General features: G+C 66.9%; 6 protein-coding genes. 2 read left to right on the top strand and 4 right to left on the bottom strand.

The genetic code is table 11. The features are described 5' to 3' along the window. The 4 genes from VKP01_RS14605 to hutI all read right to left on the bottom strand — a co-directional run. Positions 1-924 (bottom strand): TRAP transporter substrate-binding protein (locus VKP01_RS14605; protein ID WP_324413539.1); only part of this gene is annotated, 924 nt, incomplete at its 3' end. Between the two features lie 35 nt (positions 925-959). Then, the gene (hutU, locus tag VKP01_RS14600; RefSeq protein WP_324413537.1) at positions 960-2645 is read right to left on the bottom strand and encodes a urocanate hydratase; all 1686 of its coding nucleotides are present in this window, start codon (positions 2643-2645) and stop codon (positions 960-962) included. 130 nt (positions 2646-2775) lie between these two features. Continuing rightward, the gene (hutH, locus tag VKP01_RS14595) at positions 2776-4293 is read right to left on the bottom strand and encodes a histidine ammonia-lyase (RefSeq protein ID WP_324413535.1); all 1518 of its coding nucleotides are present in this window, start codon (positions 4291-4293) and stop codon (positions 2776-2778) included. Next, complete coding sequence (gene hutI / locus VKP01_RS14590) at positions 4287-5489, bottom strand: imidazolonepropionase (RefSeq protein ID WP_324413533.1); 1203 nt, start codon at positions 5487-5489, stop codon at positions 4287-4289. The genes hutH and hutI overlap by 7 nt, the downstream gene beginning before the upstream one ends. Before the next feature lie 106 nt (positions 5490-5595). Between hutI and VKP01_RS14585 the strand changes: the two genes are divergently transcribed. After that, complete coding sequence (locus VKP01_RS14585) at positions 5596-6978, top strand: formimidoylglutamate deiminase (protein ID WP_324413531.1); 1383 nt, start codon at positions 5596-5598, stop codon at positions 6976-6978. Positions 6979-6985: 7 nt separating this feature from the next. Next, on the top strand, positions 6986-7671 hold a 686-nt coding region (locus VKP01_RS14580; protein WP_324413529.1), incomplete at its 3' end, for a UTRA domain-containing protein.

The following is a 7671-nucleotide window of genomic DNA, read 5'->3' as shown; positions in this document are numbered from 1 at the left end:
GATGATGATCTCCTCCGGCCACGACATCACCTGCGTACCGCCGGCCACGAGCTCGCGCAGGGCGCGGGCATGGTTGGTGTTGTACTCGGTCAGGACCGGATTGTAGAGGCTCTCGGCGGCGAATCCGACGGCCTGCTTGAGATCGTCGGGCAGACTGTTCCAGCTGTCGAGATTGACTGCGCATTCTTCCGCGGAGGAAGGCTCGCCGACGCCGTTGTCGTAATAGTAATCGGCGACCTGCTGGAAGCCCAGCGTCGAATCGGTCCAGGGGCCGATGAACTCGCCCGCATCCAGCGCGCCCGATTGCAGGGCCTGGAACATGGCCGGGCCGGACATCGCCTCGACCGCGACGCCGAGCCGCGACATCACCACGGAATTGAGGCCCGTGGTGCGGTAGCGCAGGCCGCGCAGATCATCGAGGCTGTTGATCTCGTTGCGGAACCAGCCGCCCCATTGCGGGCCGGAATTGCCGCACAGGAAAGGCTTGAGATTGAAGCGGCCATACATCTCGTCATAGAGCGCCTGCCCGCCGCCATGCAGCATCCAGCCATGCTGCTCGATCGCGTTCAGTCCCAGAGGCTGGCTGCCGAAGAGCAGGATGCCCTGCGATTTCGAACCCCAATAGGCCGGCACCGCATGGTAGATATCGGCCGTGCCTTCACCCACTGCGTCGAACACGCCCGGCCCGGGGACGATTTCACCCGCAGGGAAGAATTCGATCTCGATCCGCCCGCCGGAAAGCGTCACGATGCGGTCGGCCAGCATCTGCGCCGCGACGCCCGGACCGGGCAGGTTGCGCGGCCAGGCCGAGACCATGCGCCAGCGAATCACGTCCTGGGCAATGGCCGGGGCGGCGAGGGCCGAAGCGGCTGCGGCACCGGCGGCGCCGGTCACGGCCGTCTTGAGAAAAGTCCGTCTTTCCATGGTGTTCTCCTCTGGTTTTTCGATTGGTGGCGGTCTCAGTCCTTCAGGATGCCGGGCAGATCGAGCCCGTGCTCGCGGGCGCAGTCGCGCGCGATCTCATAGCCCGCATCGGCATGGCGCATGACGCCGGTGGCGGGGTCGTTCCACAGCACATTGGTGATGCGCCGGTCGGCATCGTGGGAGCCGTCGCAGCAGATCACCATGCCCGAATGCTGGCTGAAGCCCATGCCGACACCGCCGCCGTGATGCAGGCTCACCCAGGTCGCGCCCGAGGCGCAGTTGAGCAGCGCATTGAGCAGCGGCCAGTCGCTCACCGCATCCGAGCCGTCCAGCATGGATTCCGTCTCGCGGTTGGGCGAGGCGACGGAGCCGGAATCGAGGTGGTCGCGCCCGATCACCACGGGCGCCTTCAATTCGCCGTTGCGCACCATCTCATTGATGGCGAGCCCCGCCCGATGCCTGTCGCCGAGTCCGATCCACATGATCCGCGCCGGCAGCCCCTGGAAGGCGATGCGCTCGCGGGCCATGTCGAGCCAGCGATGCAGATGATCGTTCTCGGGGAACAGCTCCTTCATCTTCGCATCGGTCTTGTAGATATCCTCCGGGTCGCCCGAGAGCGCGCACCAGCGGAACGGGCCGACGCCGCGGCAGAAGAGCGGGCGGATATAGGCGGGCACGAAGCCGGGGAAGGCGAAGGCGTTTTCCAACCCTTCTTCCTTGGCGACCTGGCGGATGTTGTTGCCGTAGTCGAGGGTGGGCACGCCCTCGTTCCAGAAATCGACCATGGCCGCGACATGCGCCTTCATGCTCGCGCGCGCCGCTGCCTCGACGGCAGCCGGATCGCTCTCCTGCCTCGCGCGCCAATCCGCGACGCTCCAGCCGATCGGCAGATAGCCGTGGATAGGATCATGCGCCGAGGTCTGGTCGGTGACCATGTCCGGGCGCGGCCCGCCATCGCGCATGCGGCGCACGAGTTCGGGGAAGATCTCGGCTGCATTGCCGATCAGCGCCACGGATTTCGCCTCGCCGGCTTTCGTCCAGCGCGCGATCATCGCCAGAGCCTCGTCGAGGCTGTGGGTCTTCTCGTCGCAATAGCGGGTGCGGATGCGGAAATCCGCGCGGGTCTCGTCGCATTCCACGGCGAGGCAGCAGGCGCCTGCCATCACGGCGGCAAGCGGCTGCGCGCCGCCCATGCCGCCGAGCCCGGCGGTGAGGATCCAGCGGCCCGTGAGGTCACCGCCGTAATGCTGACGCCCGGCCTCGGCGAAAGTCTCATAGGTGCCCTGCACGATGCCCTGCGTGCCGATATAGATCCACGAGCCCGCCGTCATCTGGCCGTACATGGCGAGGCCCTTGCGGTCGAGTTCATTGAAATGGGCCCAGGTCGCCCAGTGCGGCACCAGGTTGGAATTGGCGATCAGCACGCGCGGCGCGTCCTTGTGGGTGCGGAATACGCCCACCGGCTTTCCCGATTGCACCAGAAGGGTCTGATCCTCGTCGAGCTTGCGCAGGGCGGCGACGATCGCGTCGAAATCCTCCCAGGTGCGGGCGGCGCGCCCGATCCCGCCATAGACGACAAGTTCGTGCGGGTTCTCGGCGACATCGGGATGCAGGTTGTTCATCAGCATCCGCAGAGGCGCCTCCGTGAGCCAGCTCTTGGCGCTGATCTCGGGGCCGGTGGGCGGAAAGACGTCACGGATATTGTGGCGCGGATCGGTCATGCTCGGTCACTCGCAATGGCGTTTTCGGGAGATTTTGTGCGTGATACCGCCCTTCGCGCCCCGCTGGCGGGGAAGGCGAAGCACGGATCGTGCCATGCCCGTCGCGGGGGGAGGGTTTCGGCACGAGCCGTCATAGCGAAAAGTCCAGCCCGGCAGCGGCGATCAGGGCACCGTCGCGCACGCGCCGCGTCGCGGCCTCGATATCCGGCGCAAGATAGCGGTCCCCGGCGAGGGCCGGGCTGACATTGCGCAGATCGGCGAGCACGGCCCGCAGCCGGGGCGAGGTTTCGAGCGGGGCGCGAAAGCCGACCCCCTGCGCCGCACACAGCGCCTCGATGCCGAGAATCACGGCGAGATTATCCACCATTCTGCCCAGTCGCCGGGCACCATGCGCCGACATCGAGACGTGATCCTCCTGGTTGGCGGAGGTGGGGGTGGAATCGGTGGCGCAGGGATTGGCCAGATGCTTGTTCTCACTCATCAGCGCCGCCGTGGTGACCTCCGCGATCATCAGCCCGGAATTGAGCCCGGGCTCCGGCGTCAGGAATGGCGGCAGGTCGAAGCTGAGCGTCGGATCGACGATCAGCGCGACCCGGCGCTGCGCGATGGCGCCGATCTCGGCGAGTCCGAGCGCGATGATGTCGGCGGCGAAAGCGACGGGTTCGGCGTGGAAATTCCCGCCGGACACGATTCCCCGCGCCGTAACCAGTGGATTGTCGGTCACCGCATTCGCCTCGCGCTCCAGCGTCGATGCCGCAAAGCGCAGGAGATCGACCGCGGCACCGAGCACCTGCGGCTGGCAGCGGATGCAATAGGGGTCTTGCACCCGGGTATCGCCGTCGCGGTGGCTCTCGCGAATGGCCGAGCCTGCCATCAGATCGCGCATGGCATGCGCCACCGCGATCTGCCCCGGCTGCCCGCGCAGCGCATGAATCTCCGCCCCGAGCGGCGCGGTGGATCCCATGATCGCATCGGTGGAGAGGCAGGAGATCACCAGGCTCGCCTGCGCCAGGCGCCAGCCCTCGAACAGGTTGGCGAGCGCCAGCGCAGTGGAGAATTGCGTGCCGTTGATCAGCGCCAGCCCTTCCTTGGGGCCGAGCGTGATCGCGTTTATTCCCGCCGCCGCGAGTGCATCGGCGCCGCTCATGCGTTCATCTGCGAAAAAGGCTTCGCCTTGCCCGATCATCGCAGCCGTCATATGCGCCAGCGGCGCGAGATCGCCCGAGGCACCGACCGAACCCTGCACCGGAACGACAGGCGTCACCCCACGCTCCAGCATGGCCTCGATCGTGGCGATCACCGCCCAGCGCACGCCCGAAGCACCGCGCCCGAGGCTGAGCAGCTTCAAGGCCATCATCAGCCGGGTGGTGGCTGCGTCTAGGGGGTCGCCGACACCGCAGCAATGGGAGAGGATGAGATTGCGCTGCAGTGTCTGTGTGTCCGACGGCGCGATCTTCACCGAGGCGAGCTTGCCGAAGCCTGTATTGACGCCATACACCGCCTCGCCGCCTTCTGCGGCCTGTCGCACCTGATCCGCTGCAGCCTCGACAGCCGGGCGCGCCGTATCCGCGAGCCGCGCCGGGAGGTTCTCGCGCCAGAGCTGTTCGAGCATGGCAAGGGTGGTTTCACCAGGTGCGAGCGTCAGCATGACACGCCCCTGAAGATCCGCTCATACAGCGGGTTGAAGCCGATCCGCCAGGCGAGCTCCGCCGGATCATCCACGTCCCAGACCGCGAGATCCGCGCGCAAACCCGGTGCGATGCGCCCGCAATCATCGAGCCCGAGAGCGCGCGCGGCATTGACGGTCACCCCGCGCAAGGCCTCTGCGGGTGTCAGGCGAAACAGGGTGCAGCCCATATTCATGGCGAGCAGGATGGAGGTGAGGGGAGAGGAACCGGGATTGCAATCAGTCGAGAGCGCCATCGGCACGCCGTGTTCGCGGAAGGCGGTGACGGGCGGAAGCTGTTTTTCGTGCAGCGTGTAGAATGCACCGGGCAGGATCACCGCGACGGTGCGGGATTCGGCCATCAATTGCGCATCGGCCTCGGTGGCATATTCCACGTGATCAGCGGAAAGCGCGCCATAGTGTGCCGCGAGCGCCGTGCCACCCTGATGGCTCAGTTGCTCGGCATGCAGTTTCACGGGCAGGCCGCATTCACGGGCCGCGTCGAAGACCCGCGCGATCTGGGAGGTATTGAAAGCAATACCCTCGCAGAACCCGTCCACCGCATCGACGAGCCCTTCGGCATGGGCGGCGTGCAGGGAGGGAATGCAGACCTCGTCGATGAAGGCATCCTTGCGGCCCTCATATTCCGGCGGGCAGGCATGGGCGCACAGATGCGTGGTGCAGATGCGCACCGGGCGCTCATGCGCGAGACGCCTCGCTACGCGCAACATGCGCAGTTCCGTCTCCTGATCGAGCCCGTAGCCGGATTTCACCTCGAGCGTGGTGACGCCCTCGACGATCAGTGCATCGAGACGGGGCAGCGCGCGTGCCAGCAGCGTCTCTTCGTCGGCTTCGCGTGTCGCCTTCACGGTTGAGAGGATGCCGCCGCCGGCACGCGCGATCTCCTCGTAGCTCGCCCCTTCCAGCCGCAGGGCGAATTCGCGCGCGCGGTCACCGCCGAAGACGAGATGGGTGTGGCAATCGATCGGGGCCGGCGTGATCAGCCGCCGGCCCATATCCCGACGCGGAGCATCGGCATGGGCGGCGGGCAACACCGATTCGGGGCCGATCCAGACGATCCGCTCACCCTCGATGACGATGGCGCCGGCTTCGATCAGGCCATAACCATCGCCGTCAAAAGTGGCGAGTTGCGCATTGGCGAGGACCTGCTGCGACACAACGATACCCCTGCTGGCTGGTTTTTCTTGATCTTTTATGTCTGTATCTATCAATAATAAGACTGTACATATTAATCCTGTCAACGCCTTTTGAGACGGTATCGCCATGTCGCCTCCCGATGCGCGCCACACATCCCTCTTCGCCGGACAGGCCCTTCTCGATAGCGGATGGGCCCGCGATGTGCTGATCGAGATCGGCGCCGATGGCCGGATCGCGCGCGTCGAGCCGAATGCGGCGCCCGCAGGCACGCGCCATGCGATCGTGCTGCCCGCCCCGGCCAATCTGCATTCTCATGCCTTCCAGCGCGCCATGGCGGGACTGACCGAGAAACGCGGGCCCGATCCGCGCGATACGTTCTGGACCTGGCGGCAGCTGATGTTTCGCTTCCTCGACCAGCTGACGCCTGATGATGTCGAGGCGATCGCCGCCCTCGTGCAGATGGAGATGCTGGAGGCCGGCTATGGCTGCAATGTCGAGTTCCACTACCTGCATCACCAGCCGGGCGGCGTGCCTTACGATGATCTCGCCGAAATGTCGGCGCGCATCGCCGCCGCGGCGCAGACCACCGGGATCGGGCTGACGCTGCTGCCGGTGCTCTATCAGCAGGGCGGCTGCGACGGGCGCCCGCTCGGGCCGGGGCAGATCCGCTTCGGTAACGATCTCGATCGCTATACCCGCCTCGTTGAAGGGGCGCGCACGGCGCTGTCAGCGCTTCCCACCGATACGCGCCTCGGTCTCGCGCCGCACAGCCTGCGCGCGGTGACGCCGGAAGCGCTGTCCGCCATGCCCGGCCTGGATGACGGGCCGGTGCACATGCATCTGGCCGAGCAGGTCGGTGAGGTCGAGGAGGTGCTCGCCCATCACGGGGCACGGCCCGTGCGCCACCTTCTCGCGACGATGTCCGTCGATGCGCGCTGGTGCCTGATCCATTGCACGCAGATGGAGTCGGACGAGACCAGCGCGCTGGCTGCGACCGGGGCCGTGGCGGGGCTTTGCCCGATCACCGAATCCTCGCTGGGTGACGGTATTTTCGACGGGGTGCGCTGGCTCGGCGCCGGCGGGCGTTTCGGAATCGGCTCCGACAGCAATATCCGCATCAGCCTCAGCGAGGAGCTGCGCACGCTGGAATATTCGCAGCGCCTGCGCGACCACTCCCGTGCGGCGCTCGCCCGCCCCGACGCCTCCACAGGGCGGGTGCTCTTCGAAGGCGCATTGCGTGGCGGGGCGCAGGCGGCGGGGCGCGACAGCGGCGTGATCAGGCCAGGCGCCCTCGCCGATCTGATGACGCTCTACGGCGACGCGATCGATCTCGCGGGCAAGGACGGCGACACGCTGCTCGACGCCTTCATCTTTGCCGGCGATGATCACATGGTCCGTGATGTCTGGTCCGCCGGGCGGCATCTGGTACAAGCGGGACGGCATGTGGCGCATGACGCGATCGTGCAGCGCTACGGCCAAACCATGCGGCGGCTCGGTGATGCGATCTGATGAAGTGATGCGATCTGACGAAACCAATCCCCCTTCCCTGCCCGATCTTGCACCGGGCCATCCGCGCCGGTCGGCCACCACCTGGCAGGCGATCCGCGACGATGTGCTCGCGCGCATCCGTTCGCGGGCCTGGCCGCCGGGCGAGCTGATCCCGCACGAGGCCGAACTCGCCACCGAATACGGCTGCGCCCGTTCCACCGTGAACCGGGCCCTGCGCGAAGTGGCCGCGACCGGGCTGATCGACCGGCGCCGCAAGGCCGGCACGCGCGTCGCGCTCAATCCGCTGCGCCGAGCAACCCTGCATATACCGGTCATCCGCCAGGAAATCGAAGCGCGCGGGGCACGGTATGATTACACTTTGATCAGCCAGGACCACGTCGTGGCGCCGCTGGCCGTGCGCAGCCGGATGGGCCTGCCGCCGCAGGCAAGGCTCCTGCATGTGCGCGCCCTGCATCTGGCCGACGGCAGCCCGCACGCCTACGAGGATCGCTGGGTCAATCCGCAAGCCGTCCCGGAGATCCTCGAGGTCGATCTCACGCAGATCAGCGCCAATGCCTGGCTCGTCCAGAACGTGCCCTATACGCGCGGCGAACTCACCCTCGGCGCAGCCTCGGCGGATGCGGATTGCGCCGCCTGCCTGCGCTGCGCGCCCGGCACGGCGATCTTCACCATGGAGCGCATCACCTGGATCGG

Origin of the sequence: Saliniramus sp. (genome assembly GCF_035311605.1) — a bacterium.
GTDB lineage: Bacteria > Pseudomonadota > Alphaproteobacteria > Rhizobiales > Beijerinckiaceae > Saliniramus.
Note: the sequence above shows the minus strand (reverse complement) of the source record. Positions and strands in the feature narration are given on the sequence as shown.